Origin of the sequence: Primorskyibacter sp. S87 (assembly GCF_049801055.1) — a bacterium.
Classification (GTDB): Bacteria; Pseudomonadota; Alphaproteobacteria; order Rhodobacterales; family Rhodobacteraceae; genus JBNAGF01.
In genome coordinates, this window is sequence record NZ_JBNAGF010000011.1 from 111,603 (window position 1) to 130,693 (window position 19,091).

The following is a 19,091-nucleotide window of genomic DNA, read 5'->3' on the forward strand; positions in this document are numbered from 1 at the left end:
CTTGGGCACCTTGGGAAACGGCTGTCGCCTGTTCAGTTGCCCATCTTGGCGTCAACCAGCGCCTCTTCGGCAATCATCGCCTCCAGCTTGCGTCGGAACCGCAGTTGCCCGCCGTCAATCGGCAGATCGATATGCGGAGACGTCTTTTCATCCATTCCAACCTGAACCGCGTCCAGCACGGCGCGGTCTTCCTCGAACGCAGCGCGCACATCCTCGCTCATCATCTGAGAAAGATCCGCATCGTCCGGCCTGACATTGCGCAACTGGAACCAGTAATACCGGGTTTCTTTTTCGGTGGTGGGTGTCATGAAGTTGTAGCTGTCCATCACGAATGTCTTGTCATGCAACGGCCCGTCAGGACCACCGGTGCCTGCCGGTGTGAACACCGCCCGGATCAGCGCATGGGATGGATAGCGTACCTCGTAATGCTGCAACCGGTCGCAGTTTCCGTCAAACTCGATCACCTTCTTGTAGAATGGCGCGGGTTCCACATCCATCATCCAGCGATGCACGATGACACCGTCGTCGGTTTTGCTGACGCGCAGCGGGGTGTCCTTGGTTGCATCCTGCGCAAACGACCCCTCATGCACCCATGCCACGTGCGTGGGATCAAGCAGGTTGTCCGTCATGTAGAGATAGTTGCATTTCAACTCCATCGCAGCGCCGCGATTGAGGCCCCAGTCAGGATGATCAAAATTGGGGATGTCGATGATTTCCTCCGGATCGGCAATCGCAGCATTGCCCATCCAGATCCAGACCAGCCCATATTTCTCGTGAACCGGATACGGGCGCACCCGCGCGGCAGACGGAATCCGCCCCTGCCCTGGCGCCCAAACGCACTGCCCTGCGCAATCAAAGGTCAGCCCGTGATAGCCACACTCGACATTGTCGTTCTTGATCCGTCCCTTGCTGAGCGGAAGCTTGCGGTGCGGACAGGCATCTTCGAGCGCGATGACCTCGCCCGCGGATGTGCGGAAAATGCAGATCTTTTCACCCAGCACCAGGATCTGTTGCAAAGCATTACCGATTTCACTGCTCCATGCCGCAACATACCATGCGTTCTTGAGAAACATTGTCACCTCGTGCGCAAACCGAATTCACAATCGGCTTCAGGATTATGTGCAGACTTATTTCCCGTCAATTGTTTTTCCCGATCAGCAGTTATTCCATGAATTTTCCCGTTCTATCGCCTCGCGCCTTGGTGTAGCGTCGACCGGACGGCAACCGTTTCGGGAGAAACCTCTATGCTCACGACACTCTTGCAGCGCACCCGCGCTGCCTGCCTGACGACGGTTGTGCTTGCACTTGCCGCCTGTGCGCCCTCCATGCGGTCCGAGGCGGTGCCCGGTAGCTTCGCCTGGTTCGATCTTGTCACCGACCAGCCCGAGGCTGCCCGTAGCTTCTATTCCGGCCTGTTCGGGTGGCGCTTTGCCGACGGGCCAGCGGACAATCTGCAGATCATCTCCAACCGTGGAGAACTGATCGGCGGGTTGGTGCAAGGCGACGATCAGGACACAGCACGCCCCGAATCGCAGTGGAAACCGGTGCTGAGCGTCAGCGATACCTCAGTTGCACGGGCCCGGGCCGTAAGCTCTGGCGCCAACCCATTAGGCGAGGTCGTCCAAACACGGTCCGGACAGCTTGCGGCTCTGCGCGACCCGACCGGCGCCGTGCTGACGATCTATGATGGGGTCGAAGGTGTTCCGCTTGGCACGCCGCCTCGCGTCGGAAGCTGGGTCTGGGTGGATCTTCTGACTGGCAATCCGTCCCGGGCAAGACGGTTTTACCGAGATGTCGCCGGCTTTGAGACCCGGAAGGAAAACCGGGATGGGACAACCAGTTTCGAGGTCTTTTCAAGCAACGGCAAGGATCGCGGCGGCATGATTCCGATCTCCCGCAGCGCCGCTTCTCCCGGTTGGATCGCCTATGTTGGCGTCGATAACATTGACGAAACACTTGCCCGTGCCCAGGCATTAGGGGCAACAGTTCCCGCCCGGGCAGGAGACGTCGCGATCGTGATAGATCCGACAGGAGCGGTGTTTGGGGTCGCCCAAAGACCTGCGAACTAGTCGACCGGCAACGAGGATCAAATGACCGAAGGCACTGCCCCGCTTACCCCCGCAGAACTGAAGGCCCGTGAAGGCCGTTCGCTCGTCATTGGCATGGTGTCGAACCTGTTCATGGGGGCTGCCGGCATCACTGCCGCGCTGCTGTCGAATTCCAACGCGGTTATGGTCGACGGGCTGTTTTCACTGATCGGCTTTTTCGCAGCATGGTTCGGGCGTCAGATCGGTCAGCGTGCGGACCTGGGTCCGGATCGGCTCCGCCCGATGGGATACGCGGCCGAGGAATCCATCTTTTCCACATTCCGATCGCTGTCGCTATTGGGTCTGGTCCTCTTTGCCGTGTTTGGAGCGATCCAGAACATAACCAGATATCTCAACGGGGATCCGCCGCCCGAACTCGTCTATGAACCGCTGTTTGTCTATTTTGCCGTGGTCAGCCTGACTTGCCTTGCCACTTGGTTCGTGCATCACCGAAACTGGAAAAATACCGGAAAAGTCAGTGATATCCTTAGATTGGAGGCTAAAGCTGCTGCTTTTGACGGGTTTATCACCCTCGCCGCCGGGATCGGGCTTATCGGTATTCATTTTTTTCGCGAGGGGTTTCTTGCCCCGATCGCACCGATCGGCGACTCGATCATTGTGCTTGGCCTGTGTCTGACGGCGGTTGGTCAGTACTACCGGGATTTCATAACCGGCTTGGGCGAGCTGGCCGGCGCAACCGCAAGCCCCGAAGCCCTTGTTAAGGCCAGACGAGCATTGCGGCCTGTCCTGGCTGAACAGGACGGCACGGTGCAGGACATCTCAGTGGTCAAGGTCGGGCGCAGTTTTCTGGTGACTGTCTATTTCACGCCCTCATCCCCAGTCAGCGCCGAGCAGATTGACAGGCTGAACCTCAGCCTGATCGCGGCGGCTCAAACCGTTTTGAACAATGCCGATGTCATCCTAATCATGAGCCAGTATGGCCGGCGTTGGCCCGAAGAGCTGGACCCGAGCCGGTAATCCCTGACCGGTTGCTTTCCGCGACTCCGGTTCTCCCGGACAAGGGGAAACACCGGTCCGCCAACCGACGAGATTTACAAAAAGGGCCGGGGTATCGCCCCGGCCCTTCTTGATCTTGCTGTCTGTTTCCATCAGGCGCTGCGGCGGCGTCGGCCGCCGGCACGCCGGCCGCGACCACCTTCGGCAGCGCCTTCGGCTCCGGGCGGTTTGTTGAACCGGATCCAGTCGCCACCATGGGCATCATTGTCGGTCAGCAGATTTGCGGCGCGGATTGCTTCCATCTCGGACCCGGCGCGGGGATTGGTCGACCCGAGACCGAAGATCTGGCAAAAGGTTTCGTCGTCCATGTCGGCGGGAAGGATGATGCCCTTCGCTTCGACCTCGGCCTTTTTCTCGGCGAGTTTCTTTGGTCCAACCGGCAGCGCAACCGGGTTCATGATCGCCGAGGTCATGCCGGCAGTCATCGCCATCGGTAGGAACGCGTTGTTGATTCCATGACGGTTCGGCAAGCCGAACGAGATGTTGGAAGCGCCGCAGGTCGTGTTGACCCCCAGCTCCTCGCGCAGACGCCGCACAAGGGCAAAGACCTGCAGGCCAGCGGTTGCCATGGCGCCAATCGGCATGACCAGCGGGTCAACCACGATGTCATGGGCAGGGATACCGAAATCGGCTGCGCGTTCAACGATCTTCTTGGCCACCGCAAAACGAACGTCGGGATCCTCAGAGATGCCTGTATCGTCGTTCGAAATCGCCACCACCGGAACATTGTATTTCTTGACCAGCGGCAGGATCTGCTCCAGCCGTTCTTCTTCACCGGTGACCGAATTGAGCAGCGGACGCCCCTCGCAGACTTCCAGACCTGCTTCGAGCGCACCGGGAACCGAACTGTCGATACACAGTGGCACGTCCACCAGCCCCTGAACGAGCTCGACGATCTGTTTCATCAGAGGCGGCTCGGTTTCGTTCGGGTTAGGGTTGGAGTTATAGACCACACCCGCGTTGATATCGAGCACCGAGGCCCCGGCGGCGACCTGCGCCAGCGCGTCCTTTTCAACGGTCGAGAAATCGCCCGCTTCCAGTTCCGCGGCCAGCTTTTTGCGGCCGGTCGGATTGATACGTTCTCCGATCACGCAGAATGGCTGGTCGAAGCCGATGATCGCGGTCTTGGTTTTGCTCTCTACGATGGTCTGCGTCATGGTCTGCCTTTCAGACGGAGTTTTGCGGGCGGTCTTTATGCCGGGCGAACCGGACGGGTGCTGTCGCCACCGTTCTCGATCGCCCAGTTTGCGTTGGTTTTGATCCCGCCCAGCGGGAAGAAATGAACATTGGTGATGTTAAAGTCGGGATTGGCGGCCTTATGCGAGGCCAGTTCGGTGATTACATCTTTGGGCGCATAAGGAAGCAACAGCTTGGTAACGTCCATTGCGCGCTTCTGCAGCACTTTCAGCGATGGGCCGACACCACAGGCGATGGCGAACTTGATCAGGGTCTGCAGCTTGGCCGGGCCAGCGATCCCGATGTGAATGGGAAGGTCGATGCCCGCGCGCTTGAGCCCCTCGGCCCATTCGATAATCGGCTTGGCTTCGAACGCGAACTGCGTAGCCAAGGCCATCTCGGCATCAGTACGCTCGGAAAATTTCTGTTTCCACTGGAGCGCTTCGTTCACGTTCTTCGAGCTTCCGTCCGGGTCGATGTCCCGGTTTCCTTCGGGGTGCCCAGCCACATGAAGCCGCTTGAACCCGGCCTTGTCGAACAGTTCGGTTTCCATCAGCTGCATCGAGCAGTGAAACGCGCCATGAGGCTCGGCGACACCCCCGGCCAGCAGCAGCGCCTGATCGACGCCGGCCTCGCCCTGATACATGGCAATCCAATTTTCCAGCGTTGCGGCATCCTTGATGATCCGCGCCGGGAAATGCGGCATCACGGGGAACCCCTCGTTCGCGAGCCGCTTGGCGGTCGCGACCATGTCTTCGATCGGCGTACCGTCGATATGGGCAATGTAGACGCGAGTATCCTGCGGCAGCAGCGCACGAAAATCCTCGATCTTTTCAGCGGTGCGCGGCATCACTTCGATCGAGTAACCCTTGAGAAACGCCTCGACGGTAGGGTTTACCGGGCCGGGTTCGACCGCATCACGTTTCTTGAAATTCAGCAAAGCCATCATGGCCTCCCATAGTGCTGAGGGCGTCATGCCCAGCCGTCATTGGCGATCAGGGTCTTGATGCGATCCTGATCGTATTCCGCTTGCAGACGCAGAGCTTCGGCCTTGGCCACTTCGGCAGGATCGCCGTCGACAGCATAGGGCTTGGCCTTGCGCCACTCGGCCAGATAGGCGTCGGAATCCTTGGCATTCACTTTCATCGCGGCGCGATCGATGGCCTGCTCGAAACGTTCTTCGAGCTGCACCTTCGCGCCCCGCCGGCCTTTTCCGACGATGACCTGGGCCGGGATATCCCGCCAGTAGACGATTGTGACGTCAGGCATTACCGATTCCTCCTGATCCGGTGAATCGGTTCTAGACGTCATTGGCAAAACGCAAAGGTCGGTTTTCGACACCTGCGCCTTTCGCAGCGACGTTCGGAACCGGCACCAGCACTGTCCCGACAGGTAAGGGTTACGTGTCGGAAAGGCCACAGCAGCAAACACCCAAAATTCTCATGAACATATTGGCGACAGTTCAACAAATTCTGCGGAGGGTGATTTGGTTGCCTCCGTTTTGTTTGACAGCGATATTTGATCGGCGCGACCGCGACGCCGCATTCGTGATCGAACACCACACGCTTCCGGCCAAGCTGTTCATCGGACAGCGGGTCAGGGGTTATGACCGGATCTACAAGATCGAAGAGCTGTCTCAGCTTGCGCTTGACCTGAATGCGCGGACGGGTCGCGAGATTGGGTAGACCCGAAAAACCTCTTTAAAGATAAGGCCCTGTCCAGATGACCAGAAATCGAAAGCACCGGACAGCCTGCTCGCCTATCTGAACACGGAATATGACCGTCTGAAAGATAACTTCGAAAACCCGTTTGCATAGCTTGCACGAACCAAGGCGCACTCCTATTGTCGGGGTAACTCGAAATCGGAGGGCGTGTGAACATGGCGCCCAAGCGTCCCAGTGGTGCGGGCGCGTTCCCGAAAGCGGTCGAAAGCCCCGCGCCCAGCCGGCCGGATCATGATGCGCTATATGCGGCGCTCGATCTTGGCACAAATAGTTGCCGCATGCTGATTGCCCAGCCAAAGGGCAGCGGCTTTCATGTGGTGGACAGTTTCTCGAAATCGGTTCAGCTCGGGTCCGGGCTGGAACGCACGGGTCGATTGTCCCGGTCGTCAATGGCCCGGACTGTCCAAGCCTTGCGGATCTGTCAGCAAAAGCTCAAGCGGAACAAGGTCCGGCGAATGCGTCTGGTGGCGACCGAAGCCTGCCGTCGCGCCCGCAATGCCCGCGACTTCATCCGACAAGTCAAACGCGAAACGGGACTGACGCTCGAAATCATCCAGCCCGAAGAAGAAGCCCGGTTGGCGGTGATCTCATGTGCGCCACTGGTGTCGACCCGCACCGAGCAGTTGCTGGTCGTTGATATCGGCGGCGGGTCAACCGAGCTGGTCTGGATCGATCTCTCCTCGGTTCCGCGTCGCGACCGGCCTTCATCAATCATGCGGCTTCACGCCGGGTTCCATCCCGCCGAAAGCCCGTTTCCAGCCGCCAAGGTGGTAGACTGGATCTCGGTACCGCTGGGCGTTGCAACGCTAAGAGATCAGTTCAACGACGTTGAAGATGACTCTGCGCGTTTTGCACTGATGAGCTGGTTCTTCGAAGAAAACCTGGCTGATTTTGCGCCTTACAAGGATGAACAGGCCCGCGAAGGATTTCAGATCGTAGGCACCTCGGGCACCGTTACCACAGTTGCCGCCTCTCATCTGGGGCTGAAACGCTATGACCGGACCAAGGTGGACGGGCTGAGGATGACCAGCGACCAGATCGACAAGGTGATACGCAACTATCTGGAGCTGGGTCCGGCCGGCCGGCGTCGTGACCCCCGTATCGGCGAAGACCGACAGGCGCTGATCATGTCCGGTGCGGCCATTCTTCAGGCGCTGTTGCGCTGCTGGCCCACCGACCGGCTGTCGGTGGCTGACCGGGGCCTGCGTGAAGGCTTGCTCTATGCCCAGATGAGCGCAGACGGTGTGCTGGAGGACGGTCCCTTCTGAGCGTCCGGCCTGCTGCGGAAACCTTATGGTCAGCCAGCGCCAGCGTCGTGTGTCCCCAAGCGACAGGTTTCGCAGCGTTTCTTGTTCTTTCGCTGTTTAGTGGCAAAGGTTTTGCAGGTTCTCGCTGTTTGGGCCGTCTCATTCAACAGCAAGCCTGTCATCCTGCGGAGCGGTGACTGGACCTTTTGCGATCATCTGAAGATCCGCAGTGTTTGGGTTATCAACGCCATTCTGGTAACGCTGATGTTAGGAAAGGCGCAGGCACTTCGTCTGATCTGATCGCCTGTCCTGACCAGAACGCGTGACAAGGCAGGCCGATCGGCTTGTTTCCTCCTCACAGACGGGGTATCGCGGCGCCGATTGGAGAATTTGACGTGGCCAAGAACACATCCGGGCGCGGACAGCGCGATCTGAAGGTCAAGGTAAAGAGCGCCCGGGGGCGCAAGCTCAGCTCAACCCGCTGGCTGCAGCGGCAACTCAATGACCCATACGTGAAGCGCGCCCAGACCGAAGGATACCGCGGACGCGCCGCGTTCAAGATCCTGGAGCTGGATGACAAATACCGGTTTCTTGTGCCCGGCGCCCGTGTCGTCGACCTTGGATGCGCCCCGGGCGGGTGGTGTCAGGTCGCCGTGAAACGCGTCAACGCGCTTGGTGAAAAGCAGGGGAAGAAGATCGGAACCGTTCTGGGCATCGACCTGCAAGAGGTCGAACCGGTAGCCGGCGCCGATATTTATCAGCTCGACTTCATGGATGAAGGGGCCGATGACAAGGTCAAGGAATGGCTGGACGGCAAGGCCGATGTGGTGATTTCGGATATGGCTGCAGCGTCGTCCGGCCACAAACAGACTGACCATCTCCGGATCATTTCACTGTGCGAAGCCGCCGCCTATTTTGCTTTTGATGTGCTTGAAGAGGGCGGCACATTTGTGGCCAAAGTGCTGGCTGGCGGAGCCGAAGGTGAACTGCAAAAGCTGCTCAAGCAGAAATTCACCAAGGTGTTTAATGCCAAACCGCCTTCTTCCCGGTCCGACAGTTCCGAGAAATTCGTAGTGGCGACGGGTTTTCGAGGCTGAGCATTACGATGTTGTTTAGCGCTTGGGCGCCGGACGGGTCAGGGATTGCGCAGCCAGGTATTGCCATTCCAATGTGGGGCCGTTCACAGTTCCTGCATACGCAGGGGTCTGAATGCGATTGATCGTCTGTTCCGACAGGTTTTCCTGCCGCAACAGTTCGAACAGGCGGGCATGGCGGGCGTGAGATCGGCTTTGGGTCAACAACATGGATCGGGTCCGGACAAAGTTTCGATGCCCCTGCCCTAACAATCTCATTTGCAAGCCTCGCGGCGGGATTGCGGCAATCCCGTGCCGGCGTTCGGATCTCGGTTTTGCGTTGCCTAACCTCCGAATTGCGCCAAAAGTTGCAACAGCGCCGGATCACCCGGAATGGCCTTCAATCCGTCCCGCAGTACCTGTCGAGCCGCGCCACGCCCTCGGGTCGCGTCGGTCAGGCGCACCATCATCATCCACGCCTCGGGCCGCTGTGGATCGAGAGCCACCACTTCTCCGAAGGCTCTCATGGCAGCCTGCAGATTTCGCTGCGTCAGTGCCATCCCCCCCAAAACCAGATGGGTTTCCGGGAAATCGAGCTTGGTGGAAAGCGATGTTTGCCAATCCCGCATTCCATCGCGCAGCAGCGCCTGATCGGACGGGGCAAGCGCAGCCGTGTTCAGGTCGAGCATCTCCCGCGCGGCCGCGATTCGGACAGACCGGACAGGGTCGCGCAAAAGCGGCACAATTCGTTCGGCCCGAAGTTGTGGCCCGGCTGCCCGTTGCAGCGGCGCCGCGTTGGCGCGCACCAACGGATCGGGATCGGCCAGAAGCGGCGCCGTCGCAGCCGCCGCCGCAGCGTCGGCCACCGGTTGCATCAGGTAGAGCGCGGTGGCGCGGACAATTCCGGGTTTCTCGGCATCAAGTGCCAGCGTTTCCAAATCACCCGCAGCGGCCTGAGGCGACGTTCGGGCCAGCGCAAAACTCTGCCCGAAATGCGCTCCCCGATGGTTGGACACGGGATACCATGCTTCGATCTGGGCCGCCGCCCAAGGCTGATCTTTGTCAGAATGGCAATCAGTGCAGGCATCCGGGCTGCCGGTCTCCGAACCCAGGTCGGGTCGCGGAACCCGGAAGGAATGATCGCGCCGGCCATCGATACCCATATAGGTCCGCTCGATCATGTGGCAGGACTTGCACTGCGCTCCTTCGCTGTCCTCGGGATGATGGTGGTGATCCGGGGTGTCATAATCTGCCTGTCGCAGAGACGGAAAATCCGGGTTCCCGGCGGGCGAATGACATTGGGTGCAGACCGCGTTTCCCTGGGCCTTCAGTTCCGCCTTGTGCGGATCATGACAATTCATGCACCCCACACCGCGGGCATACATTTTCGACTGCAGGAATGATCCGTAGACATACACCTCGTCGAGGATCTGGCCATCAGGATGATAAAGACCCGGCCTCAGCGGAGCGAGGTTATGGGCATCCAGAAACGGAGTGCCCGGCAGCGGATTGCCATCGGTCAGCGCCTCGCGCCGGGAATGGCAGCCCGCGCATTGCTGGATGTCCGCCTCGGTATCGCCCTGCCCAAAGCTCATGGTGAAACCATATTGGTCAAGTCCGGCGCCGGGTTTCTTTCCGTCTACCCATTCCAGATGTGCCGCGCCCGGCCCGTGGCAGGATTCGCAGCCGACCCCAATTTCGGCCTCGACGGAACCATATGTCCGGCTACGCATATCATAGCGGCGCTCGTAACCTGTCGCGTGGCATTCAGCGCAGCGTGCGTTCCACGTCTTGTATGGGCCGGTCCAGTGCAGCCCGTCCGAAGGTGGCAGGTCCTGATCGGGATAGAGGTGATACCATTCCTGACGGACTGCGTCCCATGTCACATCAAAGCTCTGCAATCGTCCCGGTTCAGTTTCAAAGAGGTATTGCTGCAAAGGGGCAATCCCGACAACCGAATGCAGGTCATAACTGCGCTGCGCGCCGTCCTTTTCCGTCACGTCTGCCGAATAAACACCGTCGGCGACCGAAAATGCCACAGACATTCCGTCATGCTCAAAGGTCGTCCCGTCGAAATCCCCGATGACGGTGTCGGGTCCGGGCATCGTCCATGCCAGCGCATGATGCGACCCGGACCAGGCTTGTGTCTCTTCCTCGTGGCAATCGGCGCAGACCTGAGACCCGACATATGCCGGCACCTCCTGCGCCTGCACAGTCTGTGTGATCAGACCGATCAGAAATGCAGCCGGAAAAAAATTTATCTTCAAGGCGCAACCCTTTGCAAACTAAAAACTACATCGACGCGAGCCCAGTCACCGGTCTCTGGCGTTACCTGCTGACCTGAGGCAATCAAGGATCGGTTCAAGTTGCATCTCATAGCAGCTCCGATGGATCGCCCCGATGCTTGTCCTGCGCTTCGCCCGGATCTTCATCCGGATCCTTGCCCCCTTCTTCGGTAAGATCCATCAGCGCTCCATTATACTCGGCCCCAAAAATCAGGATCGCCGCATTCAGATACAAAAAGATCAGCGCGGCCATTGCTCCGGCAAGCCCGGCATAAGTGGCGCTGTAGCTGGCAAAGCGAGACAGGTAGATCGAAAACCCCCACCCGGCCAGCAACCAGAGCGCAAAGGTCAGAAGGACACCGGGCAGCAATTGCCGCATGGAGTGGCGGCGGGCCGGCAAGATCGCATGACAGGAAAAGATCGCGGCCACCGGTATGACAAAGGCGAAAATCCAGGCCAGCCGCTCGCCTGAAAACCAGCTCCATGCCTTGGACGGCACCGTATCGGAAACCAGCGACGTATAGACCGGCAAAACAACCTCGACCGTGGCGGTGACAATCAGGATGGCGCCGCTGACGATTACCACCGCAAGGCAGAGCAGCCGCGTTTTCCAGAATGGTCGGTTGTCCTCGTCATGATAGGCCCGCGTCATCGCCTCGCGCACGGCGTCTACCCCGTTGGACGAGAAATAAAGCGCCAACACGCCACCAAATGTCATCAGCCGGGTCGAGGAATTTGCCAGAACGGATTCCAGTTCGGCAAGGATCGGCTCGGACACCTCCTTGGGCCACGCCCCGAACACGAGGTCGATCATGTCCTGCGTCAGCATTCCCTGGGACAGGCTGCCTGCCAGCGCCACGACGAAAAGGATAAAGGGAAACAAGGCCAGCATCATCGACATCGCGACATGCGAGCTCATGATCCAGCCACCCTTGGTGTTGAAACGTTGCGCGGCCAGTCCAAAGGCGCGCACCGGCAGCAGCGGGTCAAACATGCGCGATTTCCGGATGCATCAGCGAGGTGTCGGACGCCTGCAACAATCCAAAGAGCGCCGACAAGGCCGATCGACCCGCGCCAATCCAGCTGCAACCGGTGTTCCGTCTCATCATCTGCATGGATCCCTGTCCCGCCCCGGCCAATGCATTGGGAGTTGCGGGGCCCCCTACCAATCAGGCGAACGTTGCACAACTATCGGGAAAGATGCAACATCCGCCACAACACACCTATCAATACAGGGCAGCGAACCTGTCGGAGTCGAGTTCATGTATTCCCATCCTAAGACAATGACACCGAGACCCGGAGTGGCAGGTTACTCTCATATCATATTCCGGCGGTGTCCGATGTCCGGCCTGCACCGGATCAAAATCCGAGAGCGGCCATGACGGGACCCGAAGAAAACCCGCAACCCGGACGCCCCGCGGCCCTGCGGCTGACCCTGTCTGCAAGTCGGGATATCGGCATCATCATCGCCGTTTCAGTGCTCGGCCTGAGCGCCGGTGCGGGGTTTCTGATCCCGCTGGTGCTGGCGTTCCTTGCCTATGTTCTGATCACCGCCGTCAGCGATCGGGTCCTGCAAATGGAGCGCATGCCGATCACGATACCACGTTGGGTCGCGGATTTGATCGGCGTTGCGGTGGTGCTGGCCGGCCTGTTCGCCGTGATGTTCATTCTTGCCAGCCAGGCCACGCATCTGGCGCGCGAGGTCGGAAACTACGAGGTCGCATTCGACAGCGCCGTCAACAGGGTTGTGGCTCTGATTGGCACCGATGTCGCCCGGTTTCTGCGCGATACGCTGGTGGGCATCGACATGTCGCTTGTCGCCCGCAGCGCCTTTGGCGGGGCAACCTCGTTTCTGAGCACGTTTCTGCTGATCAGCCTATATGTCGGTTTCATGATGGCGGAACGCACGTTGATGGGGAAAAAGCTCAAACTGGCGGTCCGGGACACCCGGCTCAGTCACGAGCTGTCCAGTATCATGGCCGCGGTGTCGCACAGCCTGCAGAGCTATGTGGGTGTCAAGACTTTCGTGTCCACTCTGACCGCCCTCGTCAGCTATGGCATCTTCCGTTGGCTGGGGCTGGAATTTGCTGAAACATGGGCTGTTCTGACATTCGCGCTCAACTTCATCCCTTCGATCGGTTCTATCATCGCGGTCATCTTTCCCGCGACGGTCTCGCTTCTGCAATATGACACGATCACTCCGTTCCTGATCATCGTCTTTCTATGTGGCTCGGTACAGTTTCTGATGGGCAACCTGCTGGATCCGGCATTGCTGGGAAGATCGCTGAACCTGTCCACCGTGATGGTGATGCTGGCGCTTACCTTCTGGAGCGCCGTCTGGGGAATCATCGGGGCGTTCCTGAGTGTGCCTCTGACTGTCTGCATCATGATCGTTTTTGCCCAGATACCGGCATTGCGACCAGTGGCCATCCTTATGTCGAAGGATGGAAAGCTAGGACCTGCGGCAACTGAAAATTCAAACACTTCCGCCTGAAACGACGGGCCCCAATCTGAAGGAGTGATCACATGGCGACCAAGGCACAGCTCGAAGCTGAACTGGCCGCGCTCAAGGCGCAACTGGCCAGCCGCCCCGAATCCTCAACCGCCGACCCCGCGAGTGTTTCGGAAGAGTCTGCAAGTGCAGGCACTGCCGAAGAAGCAAAAGACCGGTTCACGGAACTGTTGCGCGAACAGGGCATAGACCCCACCGAGATCGAAACGCTCTGGTCAAGCCTGAGCCATGAGCTCGAAGACCTGACCCGCGACAAACCCCTTGTCACCGCCATCGCCGCCTTTGCTCTGGGATTCGCCCTCGGGCGGATCACCAAGTCCTGATCCCTCTTTACCAATCCCGAGGAGACCCCGATGACCCGGATCGCCCAGAACCTTCAAATCGTCTTGCGCACCGAGCGCCTGATCGCCCGTCGCCATATGTCAGTCCTGCGTCAGCAAACCGGGTTGATGGCCTTTGCCGGGCTGGTAACCGGCATTGCCGTGATCATGTTGAACCTGGCTGCCTTTCTGGGACTGCGCGAGGTCGTGGCCCCGCATTGGGCGGCCAGTCTCGTGGCTCTGGCCAATCTTGCTCTGGCGGCCATATTCGCGGCCCTCGCCAAGAACCTCAACGCAGAAAAGGATCTCGAGCCAGTGACCGAATTGCGGGACATGGCGCTTGCGGATATCGAGGCCGATGTCGAGATTGCATTGGAAGAAGCCCGCGATCTGACCGCAAGCATCAGGGCAATGGCCCGCGACCCTCTAGGAACTGCCCTGCCCGCAATGATTGGCCCGCTGATCTCGATCCTGCTGAAATCCGGGCGCAAGTAGCACTGGCTGCTCCTGCCGACCGCCCCGGTGCGGAGCAGCTGGGGACCGGCGACAGGCATTCGGAACTTGGTTGTCCGTCGGAGGTTGGGAAGGCGGTCCGGTATTCGCCTCTTGCCAGACTTCGCAGGCTCCGCCAACCTGCTAACATTCACGAAAATTCATAAAGGCCGAGACCAACCATGACCGCTCGCGAACAGATCCACGACCTCCGCGCCCGTATGGGTCAGTCCATCATCGGCCAGACCGATGTGATCGACCGTCTGGTCATCGGTCTTCTTGCCAACGGAAACCTTCTGGTCGAAGGCTTGCCCGGTCTCGCCAAGACGCGTGCGATCAAGGCAATGGCCAACAATCTCGACGCGGATTTCAGCCGTATTCAGTTTACTCCGGACCTGCTGCCTTCGGATGTCACCGGGACCGAGATCTACGCCCAGACCGACAGCGGCGCCGAATTCCGGTTTGAGCCGGGCCCGATCTTTGCCAATGTCGTTCTGGCAGACGAGATCAACCGGGCTCCTGCCAAGGTTCAGGCCGCGCTGCTGGAGGCGATGGAGGAGCGGCAGGTCACGGTTGCGGGCACCACTCACAAGATGGAGCCGCTGTTCATCGTGATGGCGACTCAGAACCCGATCGAGCAGGAGGGGACCTATCCCCTGCCCGAGGCCCAGATGGACCGGTTCCTGATGCATGTTCAGATCAGCTATCCTCCGGTCGAAGACGAGGTCGAAGTCATTCGACTGGTCAGGGGCGAGGAACAGGCGGCACAGGCCAGCGACAAACCCCAAAAGCCACAGCCGATCCCGCAACAGGCAGTATTCGATGCGCGATCTGAGATCGGGCAGATCCACGTGTCCGAAGCCATGGAGCGCTATATGGCTGACCTCGTGCAGGCGACCCGGACACCAGAAGACCTGTCAGACGATCTGGGCCGCTGGATCGAGATCGGTGCAAGCCCCCGCGCCTCGCTGGCGCTGGATAAATGCGGTCGCACCCATGCTTGGCTTGAAGGGCGTGACTATGTTGACCCGCAGGATCTGCGTGCAGTTGCGCCCGATGTTTTCCGTCATCGTCTGACGCTCAGCTTCGAGGCGCATGGGGATGGTAAATCAGCAGACGACATAAGCGCCGAGATCCTGCGTCTCGTCGCGTTGCCCTGATCTGCCGAACCGCGAGGGCATGATGCCGGACCCACAAACAGACCCCCGCATCCACGTTGACGCGCAACATCTGCGCGACTTGGGGGCGCAGGCCCGGCTGCTGAGCCTGCTTCCGAAACAGCCGGCGCGCTCGGTTCTGAATGGGCGGCATGCCTCGAAACTACGCGGACGTGGCCTCGATTTCGAGGAATTGCGCAACTACCTGCCCGGCGATGACATCAGGAGCATCGACTGGAAAGTGACCGCGCGGTCGGGCGAACCGTATGTGCGCGTCTACACCGAAGAACGGGACAGACCGGCGCTGCTGCTGGTGGACCAGCGGCAAACAATGTTCTTTGGCAGTCAGGTCTACATGAAGTCTGTCGTGGCCGCCGAAGCCGCCGCCATCGCTGCGCACCGGATTCTGGCGCAGGGCGACCGGATTGGCGCCATCGTGTTTGGTGACGACATGATCGCCGAACACCGCCCACAACGCCGACCGGCGGCGCTGGACCGGGTTCTTGGGTCGATTGGACGGGCCAATTCCCGGCTCGGCCCGGGGGGACACGACCAATCGGCCGTTCGTTTGGATGACGTCTTGCAGCAGGCGGCCAAGGTCACGCCAACCAACGCGCTGATCGCGGTGTTTTCGGATTTTGACGGGTTGAGCGCGCGAACCGAACGCCTGTTGGCACAGCTCAACGCAAAGGGTGATCTAATCCTGTTCCACGTCGCCGATCCGACATCTGCCGGCCTGCCGAATGACCTGCGTGTCGCGATCTCGGACGGTGAGTTGCAGGCAACGCTCGATGCCACGGATGAAACAGTCCGAAACAAGGTCGAGGCGGCGTTGTCCAGTCGGCTGGACGCGCTCTATCGCTGGTCGCGCCGCCATGGCTTTCCGGTTTTGCCCCTGACGACTGCCGGGCCGGCGCTCGGCCAGCTGATGGGTCTTCTCGGCCATTTGGGCACTCGAAACGGTGGCGGGACATGAGCGATGCCACACCCTCATCCAGCCCTGTGTCCGATGACCTCTCGGGCAAATCTCTTGTCGAATTGCTCGACATGCTCGCGCCCATGCCTGCGCCGCCCCCGGTCTCAATGGTGCCGCAGACAACAGGATGGCTGGTTCTGGCCGTTCTCGTCGTCGCATTGGCAATCTGGCTGATCCTTCGCTGGCGCGCCCATACCCGGCGCGAAGCCTATCGCAAGGCCGCCCTTGCCGAACTGCAACAGACTGGTGATGACGTTGCCCGGATCGCCGCTGTTTTGCGGCGGGCCGCGTTGGCCGGGTTTCAACGGGAGCAAGTGGCTGGCCTGACCGGTTCGGCCTGGCTCGGTTTTCTTGGCAAAAGCTGTCCCGGTCTCGACATGTCCTCTCAGGCTGCACAAGCGCTGACAACGGCGCCCTATCGGGGCAGTTCCAGAGATCCCGCCGTGACCGAGCTTGCCCGGCGCTGGATCCGCAATCATCGAAGGGAGCAGCCATGAATCTGGCGCTTGCCTTCCCATGGGCCCTGCTGCTGTTGCCCCTTCCGCTGCTGGTCTGGCGTGTTGTCCCGCCGCACCGGCATCGTGTCACCGCTCTCAGGGTGCCGTTTTTCCGGCGGATTACAGAAGCCGCCGGGATCGATGCCACGCCCGGTGCGGTGGTGTTGCGGCGCCGCCGGATCCAGATGGTTGTCGCCATCCTGATCTGGCTGCTTCTGGTCTTCGGGCTGGCAAGACCCGAGCAGCTTGGTGAACCCGTGACACTGGAAAAGGCCGGCCGGGATGTGGTGCTGTCACTTGATATATCGGGTTCGATGGACGAACGGGACTTCAAGGCGCCCGACGGATCCCCAGTGCAGCGGCTCGAAGCCGTGAAATCCGTGCTTTCGGAATTCATCGCAGGGCGCGAAGGCGACCGCATGGCGCTGATCATTTTTGGCACGCGAGCCTTTGTTCAGGCCCCGTTCACCGAAGATCTGGCCTCGTTGCAAGGGTTTCTGGATCAAACCGTTGTGGGCATGGCAGGACCGAACACCGCGCTTGGCGATGCGATCGGGCTTGGCCTGCGCACATTCGACGCCAGCGAGGTCGAGGACAAGCTGATGATCCTGCTGAGCGACGGTGCAGACACGTCGTCGCGCATGACGCCGGTAAACGCCGCCGCCATTGCCGCGGACAGAGGGGTCACGATCTACACGATCGGCGTCGGGGACCCAGAGGCATCGGGAGAGGACAAGGTCGATCTGGAAGCCCTGAAAGACATTGCCGACCGCACAGGCGGGCAATTCTTCTATGCCGATGACCAATCCGCGCTGACGGAAATTTATGCCGAGATTGATGCACAGGCGCCCCGGGTTGTCGAAACTCTTTCATACCGTCCACGGGAAAGTCTCTCTCACCTGGCATTTGCCGCAGCCTTGGCACTTGCCATTGCCGGGCTGACCGGGCTGCTATTGGCGAGCCGGAGGAGCGTCTGAAATGGAGCAGTTCGCAGCATTCCACTTCATCCAACCGCTCTGGCTACTGGCGGTTCCGGTTCTGCTGCTCTTGTGGTGGCTGATCCGCAGACGAGAACAAACCGGCTCTGCTCCGGTCAGCGGAATTGCCCCGCATCTGGCCGCTGCGATGACCGTTGGCGGCAGCGATCAGGCGCGGCTGCGGCCTATCGACGGGGTCATCCTGTCCGGTCTGCTTCTGACCCTTGCCGCTGCCGGCCCGACTTGGACCCGCGCCCCGAACCCGCTGCTGGCAGATACCGCTCCGCTGGTGGTCGCCTTGAAGGTGACCGACAGCATGAGCCAAAGCGATCTGGCGCCAACGCGGCTGGACCGCGCCAAGTTCAAAATCCTTGACCTGATCGCAGCCCGCGCAGGCGGTCGCACCGCCCTGATCGCCTATTCCGGCACAGCCCATAGGGTTGCGCCACTGACCGAGGACCCCAACATTCTGCGCCCATTGCTTGAGGGGCTGACACCAGAGGTTATGCCCGAACCGGGCGATGTCCCCGGTGCGGCGCTGCAATTGGCGCAGGGCATTCTGAACGATGCGGAAACACCGGGCGCGGTGCTGTTCGTGCTGGACGATCTGCCGCCTGGTGCGGTGACGACCCTGACCGGAGAAGACGCGCCCGAGACCATCATTCTGACCGCCCTGCCCGATGGTCAGAGCCTGCCGCAACTGGCCGGGTCCGGTCTGAGTGTCATCCCCCTTGCCAACGACGACCGCGACATCGAGCGCATCATGCGCGAAGCCGAAGCAGCTTATGTTGCTGCGCTGCAGGGTGACGAAAGACTGCATTGGGAAGATCGCGGCTGGATTCTTGCTTGGCCTGCGGCTTTGATAATTCTTCTTTGGTTCAGGCGCGGCTGGACAATGCAGTGGGTCTTTCTCGCGGCCCTGCTCTCGGGGTTCGCCGCACCTGACAAGGGACATGCAGAGGGCTGGCACGACTGGTTTCTGACCCCTGACCAACAGGGACAGATTGCCATGAACCGGAAGGATTTCAACAAGGCCGCAACCCTGTTTGCAGATCCCTACCTCAGAGCATACGCGATGCTTCGGGCCGGGCAGTATCCCGAGGCGGCCGATCTGTTCGCTATGCTTCCAAGCCCCGAGGCCGCCTTTGGCGAAGGGATGGCGCGGATCCGAAATCGGGAGTATCGGCCAGCCATCCGCGCCTTTGAAACCGCGCTGGAACGTCGTCCAGGCTGGCCCGAGGCGGAACAGAATCTAGAGCTGTCCAAAGCGATCCTCGACTATGTGGAAACCGCCCGTGAGCAATCCGATACCGGTGAGGAATCTGGCATCGGTGCCGATGACGTAGTGTTTGACAACGAAGCGCAGCGCGGTGCCGACACGCAGATTGAAGCCCCCAAGGAGGACGCAGCCCCCCTCAATGCCGAAAGCTGGATCACCAGCATCGACACCGATATGGGGGACTTCCTGAGATCTCGCTTTATCTTGGAAAATCAGGGGCGTGATCAATGATGCTCAGATGTCTCGTCCTTGTTATTCTTATTTTTCCGGTA

At 60.1% G+C, this 19,091-nt stretch carries 21 protein-coding genes; 13 read left to right on the plus strand and 8 right to left on the minus strand.

Going from position 1 to position 19,091, the window contains the following annotated elements; translation table 11 throughout:
- Positions 1–32: 32 nt before the first annotated feature.
- Positions 33–1,073 (minus strand): Rieske 2Fe-2S domain-containing protein, encoded by a 1,041-nt coding sequence (locus ACP15U_RS17225; protein ID WP_425046391.1) that lies wholly within the window; start codon positions 1,071–1,073, stop codon positions 33–35.
- A gap of 171 nt (positions 1,074–1,244) precedes the next feature.
- On the opposite strand from ACP15U_RS17225, the gene ACP15U_RS17230 reads away from it, so the two are divergent.
- Both ACP15U_RS17230 and ACP15U_RS17235 read left to right on the plus strand, forming a co-directional pair.
- A complete protein-coding gene (locus ACP15U_RS17230; RefSeq protein ID WP_425046392.1) occupies positions 1,245–2,069 on the plus strand; it encodes a VOC family protein in 825 nt (274 codons plus the stop codon).
- 21 nt (positions 2,070–2,090) lie between these two features.
- The gene (locus ACP15U_RS17235; protein ID WP_425046393.1) at positions 2,091–3,065 is read left to right on the plus strand and encodes a cation transporter; all 975 of its coding nucleotides are present in this window, start codon (positions 2,091–2,093) and stop codon (positions 3,063–3,065) included.
- A 131-nt stretch (positions 3,066–3,196) separates the two neighbouring features.
- On the opposite strand, the gene ACP15U_RS17240 is transcribed toward ACP15U_RS17235, so the two are convergent.
- Genes ACP15U_RS17240 through ACP15U_RS17250 form a run of 3 tightly spaced genes read right to left on the minus strand, consistent with a single transcriptional unit; the run spans position 3,197 to position 5,549 of the window.
- A complete protein-coding gene (locus tag ACP15U_RS17240; protein ID WP_425046394.1) occupies positions 3,197–4,261 on the minus strand; it encodes a methyltetrahydrofolate cobalamin methyltransferase in 1,065 nt (354 codons plus the stop codon).
- A 35-nt stretch (positions 4,262–4,296) separates the two neighbouring features.
- Positions 4,297–5,226 (minus strand): methylenetetrahydrofolate reductase, encoded by a 930-nt coding sequence (locus ACP15U_RS17245; RefSeq protein WP_425046395.1) that lies wholly within the window; start codon positions 5,224–5,226, stop codon positions 4,297–4,299.
- Positions 5,227–5,252: 26 nt separating this feature from the next.
- Entirely contained in the window at positions 5,253–5,549 is a 297-nt protein-coding gene (locus ACP15U_RS17250) for a virulence factor (protein ID WP_425046396.1), read from the minus strand.
- 236 nt (positions 5,550–5,785) lie between these two features.
- Here ACP15U_RS17250 and ACP15U_RS17255 point away from each other — a divergent pair, with 236 nt between their 5' ends.
- The 3 genes from ACP15U_RS17255 to ACP15U_RS17265 all read left to right on the plus strand — a co-directional run bounded on the left by ACP15U_RS17255 (position 5,786) and on the right by ACP15U_RS17265 (position 8,348).
- Positions 5,786–5,965 (plus strand): hypothetical protein, encoded by a 180-nt coding sequence (locus tag ACP15U_RS17255; RefSeq protein WP_425046397.1) that lies wholly within the window; start codon positions 5,786–5,788, stop codon positions 5,963–5,965.
- Between the two features lie 194 nt (positions 5,966–6,159).
- The gene (locus ACP15U_RS17260) at positions 6,160–7,272 is read left to right on the plus strand and encodes a Ppx/GppA phosphatase family protein (RefSeq protein ID WP_425046398.1); all 1,113 of its coding nucleotides are present in this window, start codon (positions 6,160–6,162) and stop codon (positions 7,270–7,272) included.
- Positions 7,273–7,646: 374 nt separating this feature from the next.
- Positions 7,647–8,348, plus strand: a complete 702-nt coding sequence (locus ACP15U_RS17265; protein ID WP_425046399.1) for an RlmE family RNA methyltransferase — start codon at positions 7,647–7,649, stop codon at positions 8,346–8,348.
- A 15-nt stretch (positions 8,349–8,363) separates the two neighbouring features.
- On the opposite strand, the gene ACP15U_RS17270 is transcribed toward ACP15U_RS17265, so the two are convergent.
- From ACP15U_RS17270 to ACP15U_RS17285, 4 genes are all read right to left on the minus strand, one after another.
- Positions 8,364–8,555 carry a hypothetical protein gene (locus tag ACP15U_RS17270; protein ID WP_425046400.1) on the minus strand — a complete coding sequence of 64 codons (192 nt, stop codon included), beginning with the start codon at positions 8,553–8,555 and terminating at the stop codon, positions 8,364–8,366.
- Positions 8,556–8,668: 113 nt separating this feature from the next.
- Positions 8,669–10,591, minus strand: coding sequence for a multiheme c-type cytochrome (locus ACP15U_RS17275; RefSeq protein WP_425046401.1), 1,923 nt, complete (start codon positions 10,589–10,591; stop codon positions 8,669–8,671).
- A gap of 106 nt (positions 10,592–10,697) precedes the next feature.
- Entirely contained in the window at positions 10,698–11,603 is a 906-nt protein-coding gene (locus ACP15U_RS17280) for a YihY/virulence factor BrkB family protein (RefSeq protein ID WP_425046402.1), read from the minus strand.
- Complete coding sequence (locus tag ACP15U_RS17285) at positions 11,596–11,724, minus strand: hypothetical protein (protein WP_425046403.1); 129 nt, start codon at positions 11,722–11,724, stop codon at positions 11,596–11,598. The genes ACP15U_RS17280 and ACP15U_RS17285 overlap by 8 nt, the downstream gene beginning before the upstream one ends.
- Before the next feature lie 263 nt (positions 11,725–11,987).
- Here ACP15U_RS17285 and ACP15U_RS17290 point away from each other — a divergent pair, with 263 nt between their 5' ends.
- From ACP15U_RS17290 to ACP15U_RS17325, 8 genes are all read left to right on the plus strand, one after another.
- The gene (locus tag ACP15U_RS17290; protein WP_425046404.1) at positions 11,988–13,103 is read left to right on the plus strand and encodes an AI-2E family transporter; all 1,116 of its coding nucleotides are present in this window, start codon (positions 11,988–11,990) and stop codon (positions 13,101–13,103) included.
- Between the two features lie 32 nt (positions 13,104–13,135).
- A complete protein-coding gene (locus tag ACP15U_RS17295; RefSeq protein WP_425046405.1) occupies positions 13,136–13,444 on the plus strand; it encodes a hypothetical protein in 309 nt (102 codons plus the stop codon).
- A gap of 30 nt (positions 13,445–13,474) precedes the next feature.
- The gene (locus ACP15U_RS17300) at positions 13,475–13,936 is read left to right on the plus strand and encodes a phage holin family protein (protein WP_425046406.1); all 462 of its coding nucleotides are present in this window, start codon (positions 13,475–13,477) and stop codon (positions 13,934–13,936) included.
- 179 nt (positions 13,937–14,115) lie between these two features.
- Positions 14,116–15,093, plus strand: coding sequence for an AAA family ATPase (locus ACP15U_RS17305; protein ID WP_425046407.1), 978 nt, complete (start codon positions 14,116–14,118; stop codon positions 15,091–15,093).
- Positions 15,094–15,115: 22 nt separating this feature from the next.
- Positions 15,116–16,066: a DUF58 domain-containing protein gene (locus ACP15U_RS17310; protein WP_425046408.1), complete on the plus strand. Its 951-nt coding sequence runs from the start codon at positions 15,116–15,118 to the stop codon at positions 16,064–16,066.
- Positions 16,063–16,563, plus strand: coding sequence for a DUF4381 domain-containing protein (locus ACP15U_RS17315; RefSeq protein WP_425046409.1), 501 nt, complete (start codon positions 16,063–16,065; stop codon positions 16,561–16,563). The genes ACP15U_RS17310 and ACP15U_RS17315 overlap by 4 nt, the downstream gene beginning before the upstream one ends.
- Positions 16,560–17,540, plus strand: a complete 981-nt coding sequence (locus tag ACP15U_RS17320) for a VWA domain-containing protein (RefSeq protein ID WP_425046410.1) — start codon at positions 16,560–16,562, stop codon at positions 17,538–17,540. The genes ACP15U_RS17315 and ACP15U_RS17320 overlap by 4 nt, the downstream gene beginning before the upstream one ends.
- A gap of 1 nt (position 17,541) precedes the next feature.
- Entirely contained in the window at positions 17,542–19,050 is a 1,509-nt protein-coding gene (locus tag ACP15U_RS17325; protein WP_425046411.1) for a VWA domain-containing protein, read from the plus strand.
- Positions 19,051–19,091: the final 41 nt, after the last annotated feature.